3 protein-coding genes are annotated in these 4,104 nt (G+C 52.2%); all 3 read left to right on the top strand.

All coding sequences use genetic code 11. The features are described from left to right. Positions 1–432 (top strand): tryptophan synthase subunit alpha (gene trpA, locus ABJQ89_RS21570; RefSeq protein WP_348498209.1); only part of this gene is annotated, 432 nt, incomplete at its 5' end. Between the two features lie 136 nt (positions 433–568). After that, positions 569–1,732, top strand: coding sequence for an alpha-hydroxy acid oxidase (locus tag ABJQ89_RS21565; RefSeq protein WP_348498208.1), 1,164 nt, complete (start codon positions 569–571; stop codon positions 1,730–1,732). A 303-nt stretch (positions 1,733–2,035) separates the two neighbouring features. Next, positions 2,036–4,104: pyruvate dehydrogenase (acetyl-transferring), homodimeric type (gene aceE / locus ABJQ89_RS21560; RefSeq protein ID WP_348498207.1), on the top strand; the 2,069-nt coding region annotated here is incomplete at its 3' end.

The following is a 4,104-nucleotide window of genomic DNA, read 5'->3' as shown; positions in this document are numbered from 1 at the left end:
GCTGGCATCGACGGTTTGATCGTTGTGGATCTTCCGCCAGAAGAAGACTCAGAGCTATGCATTCCCTCGCAAGCGGCGGGCTTGAACTTTATCCGCCTTGCGACGCCTACGACAGACGATGTGCGTCTCCCACGGGTTTTGCAGAACACCTCTGGCTTTGTGTACTATGTGTCTATCACGGGCATCACAGGTGCCGCGAATGCGGAAGGCGCCGACGTTGGGCCGGAAGTGGCACGGATCAAATCGCAAACTGATCTTCCTGTGATCGTTGGTTTTGGTATCAAAACACCGGAAAAGTCACGCGAAATAGCTGAACTGTCTGACGGTGCAGTCGTTGGATCGGCGATTGTAGAACGTATCGCGGCCGGGGAGAGCGTCGCAGATGTTCTGGCTTTTGTGAAAACCCTATCAGACGGTGCGCATAGCGCCTGATCGGATTCACAATTAGATTTCTAGTAAAGGCGTGCAATTTTGCGCGCCTTTTTTGCTGCCTTGTTCGATTTGTTTGGTTGCTTCAACAGTTTCAAACTGGCAACTATTCTTTACCAATTGGAGAGGGACGCGTTCGATGGCAGTCATTACAGAGATAAACGACTTAAAGCGTATCTATAAACGGCGCGTGCCGAAGATGTTTTATGACTATGCCGAAAGCGGCAGTTGGACTGAGCAGACCTTCCGCGAAAATTCCACTGACTTTGATCAAATCCGTCTACGTCAACGCGTGGCCGTCGACATGAGCGGGCGCACGACGACTAGCCAGATGATTGGACAGGACGTTGCGATGCCTGTCGCGCTTGCGCCGGTTGGTTTGACGGGAATGCAATCTGCTGATGGTGAGATCAAAGCCGCCAAAGCCGCCGAAGCGTTCGGCGTGCCTTATACGCTGTCTACGATGTCGATTTGTTCGATAGAGGCGGTGGCCGAGCAAACGAGCAAGCCGTTTTGGTTTCAGCTATACACAATGAATGACGAAGACTACGTACGCCGTTTGATCGAGCGTGCAAAGGCGGCCAATTGTTCTGCTTTGGTGATTACCTTGGATCTGCAAATCCTTGGTCAACGTCATAAAGATTTGAAAAACGGCCTGTCCGCTCCGCCCAAGCTGACAGCAAAGACGATTGCAAACCTGATGACCAAGTGGACTTGGGGTTTGGAGATGTTGAAAACGCAGAACCGTGGGTTTGGCAATATTGTCGGGCATGTGCATGGCGTCTCTGACAACACTAATCTCGCGGCGTGGACAGCCGAACAATTCGATCTGTCGCTTGACTGGAAAAAGATCGAGAAGCTTAAGGAAATGTGGGGCGGCAAGATTATCCTCAAGGGTATTCTTGATGCGGAAGATGCGAAAATGGCACTGAAAGTGGGTGCGGATGCGATCATTGTATCCAACCATGGTGGACGCCAGTTGGATGGGGCGATGAGCTCTATCAAGATGTTGCCTGAGATCATGGACGCGGTTGGCGATCAGATCGAAGTACACATGGATGGTGGCATTCGTTCTGGGCAAGATGTGCTGAAGGCTTTGGCGTTGGGCGCAAAAGGCACGTATATCGGCCGCGCATATATCTACGGTCTAGGTGCGATGGGGCAGGCAGGCGTTACAAGCGCACTAGAGGTGATCCGTAAGGAGCTGGATATCTCGATGGCATTGTGCGGTGAGCGCGATGTGAACAACCTTAGTCGCGATAACTTACTTGTTCCTGAAGACTTTGGTGGTCGTTGGGCCTGAGCGACGAGCACTCATTGTTTGACTAAAAGGCCTAGAGGTTGCTCTGGGCCTTTTTTCATTCCGGCAATTCAAATTTAATTTAACATTAAATTAATTAGCTATGCACCTCACGCATGGCGCTATAACGCTGCGCGTCTACCTAGGGGAAACCTCGCGTGCTATTCCCCCCTCACACGAAATCGCGCTTGTAGTTTCCAGTATGGAAATCTCGCGCCGACCTGAGTGTTCTTGCAGCGTGCTATTTGTTTAGCTTTATACTATATGCGCAGGGATCACTCATAGTGACTGAGGGAAGAGGGACGAATGACCGATCAAAACCACGATATCGATCCAGTTGAATCGCAGGAATGGCAGGACGCTATTTCCGATGTGATCGAACGCGATGGCGCGAACCGCGCGCATTATTTGTTAGACAAAGCTGTACAACAGGCCCGCGCTGCTGGCGCGCAACTGCCGTTTTCAGCGACAACGCCTTACCAAAATACGATCCCGTTCGATGACGAAGTCGACGTTCCTGGCGATCAGGAAATGGAATGGCGCATTCGCACGATCAACCGTTGGAACGCGATGGCAACAGTTGTGCGCCGTAATAAAGTGTCCAGCGAATATGGCGGTCACATTGCGTCTTTTGCCTCTTCTGCGGTTATGTACGACATTGGTTTGAACCACTTCTGGCGTTCTAAATCAGCAATCCACGGTGGCGATTTGGTGTTTTTCCAAGGTCATGTGATCCCAGGCATCTATGCGCGTAGCTTCATGGAAGGTCGTTTGACAGAAGAGCAGATGGAAAACTTCCGCTCTGAAGTGAACGGCGCTGGTCTATCGTCATACCCACACCCATGGCTCATGCCGGATTACTGGCAGTTCCCAACGGTTTCCATGGGCCTTGGCCCGCTTATGGCGATCTACCAAGCGCGGTTTATGAAATACATGCACAACCGTGGCCACATCGATATGGGCGACCGTAAGGTTTGGGTCTTCCTTGGCGATGGTGAAATGGACGAACCGGAATCGCGCGGCGCGATTGATTTGGCGGCACGTGAAGGTCTCGATAACCTGATCTTCGTCGTGAACTGCAACCTGCAGCGCCTTGATGGTCCTGTGCGCGGCAACGGTAAAATCGTTCAAGAGCTCGAGGGCGGCTTCCGCGGTGCTGGCTGGAACGTAATCAAGCTACTTTGGGGCAAGGGCTGGGATGCTCTGCTCGAAAAAGACACTTCCGGTCGTTTGCGCCAGTTGATGGATGAAACGGTTGATGGGGATTATCAAACGTTCAAATCCAAAGATGGCGCGTACATTCGCGAGCATTTCTTTGGGAAGTATCCTGAAACTGCCGCTTTGGTTGCCGATTGGTCGGACGAGCAAATTTGGGCGCTGCGCCGCGGTGGTCATGAGCCGAAGAAGGTTTACACAGCCTTCAAACGCGCGACAGAGACTAAGGGTCAGCCAACATGTTTGTTGGTGAAAACGGTCAAAGGTTACGGCATGGGCACGGCTGGCGAAGGCCAGAACACCACGCACCAGCAAAAGAAAATGGCCGAAGACCAGCTTCGTGCGTTCCGTGATCGTTTTCAGATTCCGATCAGCGATGAAGACCTACCAAAAGCGCCGTTTGTTGCACTGAACAACCAGCAAAAGGCTTACTTGCTAGAACGCCGCACAGAGCTTGGCGGTGAATTCCCGAAACGTGAATGGCGCGATACGCCGAGTCTTGAAATTCCGCCGCTCAGCAAGTTTGAAGCTCAACTCAAGAGCACGGGTGATCGTGAAATTTCCACGACAATGGCCTTTGTACGTATTCTGACAACGCTTCTGCGCGACAAGAATATGGGCAAGAACGTTGTGCCTATCGTTCCAGATGAAAGCCGTACGTTCGGTATGGAAGGGTTGTTCCGTTCGGTTGGGATTTATAACCCCAAGGGTCAGAATTACACGCCCGAAGACCGCGATCAGATGTCCTATTATAAGGAATCGACTGACGGTCAGGTGCTTCAGGAAGGCATCAACGAGGCGGGCGCGATGGCGGATTGGATTGCAGCGGCGACGTCCTATTCCAACCACGGCGTGCCGATGGTTCCGTTCTTTATCTACTATTCCATGTTCGGTTTCCAACGGATCGGCGATCTGTGCTGGGCAGCAGGTGATAGCCGCGCGCGTGGCTTTATGCTGGGCGGCACTGCTGGACGCACAACGCTGAACGGTGAAGGTCTGCAGCATGAGGACGGTCACAGCCATATCCTCGCAGGGACGATCCCGAACTGTATCTCTTACGATCCGACGTTCTCTTATGAGGTTGCGGTTCTGGTGCATCACGGGTTGCAGCGCATGTATGTGGATCAGGAAGATGTGTATTTCTACCTGACGCTGATGAA

Origin of the sequence: Planktotalea sp., assembly GCF_039984035.1 — a bacterium.
In the GTDB taxonomy this organism is placed as follows: Bacteria; Pseudomonadota; Alphaproteobacteria; order Rhodobacterales; family Rhodobacteraceae; genus Planktotalea.
Note: the sequence above shows the minus strand (reverse complement) of the source record. Positions and strands in the feature narration are given on the sequence as shown.

Coding starts and splice junctions, on each gene's coding strand:
- ABJQ89_RS21565 (WP_348498208.1), top strand. CDS start 569: ATGGCAGTCATTACAGAGATAAACGACTTAAAGCGTATCTATAAACGG.